We start from the raw sequence: 352 nt of genomic DNA, 5'->3' as shown, positions 1-352 counted from the left end.
GGTGTGTCGATCCTCTCCACCCCCAAGGGTGTGATGGCAGACCATCAGGCGCGTGCTGAAAATGTTGGCGGTGAGGTCCTCTGCCGCGTCTTCTAAGGCGCGACGAGGAGACCCCACCAACTTAAGACGAAAAGGCTATAAAAATGTCGCGTATTGGCAAACAGCCGGTAGCCCCGGTCAGCGGCGTGACGGTCACGGTGGACGGCCAGAAGGTCACCGCCAAGGGTTCCAAGGGTGAACTCTCGGTCGTGCTCGTTGATGCCGTCAAGCCCGAGTTGACCGACGACGGTGTTGTTATCGCACCGACCAACGACAGCCGCGAGGCCCGTGCGGCCTGGGGCATGTCGCGGAC

2 protein-coding genes are annotated in these 352 nt (G+C 61.6%); both read left to right on the top strand.

The genetic code is table 11. The features are described 5' to 3' along the window. Window positions 1-3: 3 nt before the first annotated feature. The gene (gene rpsH, locus FLQ44_RS08230) at window positions 4-96 is read left to right on the top strand and encodes a 30S ribosomal protein S8 (RefSeq protein ID WP_439144908.1); all 93 of its coding nucleotides are present in this window, start codon (window positions 4-6) and stop codon (window positions 94-96) included. A gap of 47 nt (window positions 97-143) precedes the next feature. Then, window positions 144-352 (top strand): 50S ribosomal protein L6 (gene rplF / locus FLQ44_RS08225; RefSeq protein WP_147693975.1); only part of this gene is annotated, 209 nt, incomplete at its 3' end.

Source organism: Vogesella mureinivorans (genome assembly GCF_007644035.1).
Classification (GTDB): Bacteria; Pseudomonadota; Gammaproteobacteria; order Burkholderiales; family Chromobacteriaceae; genus Vogesella; species Vogesella mureinivorans.
This window is presented reverse-complemented; position numbering and strand designations above follow the sequence as displayed.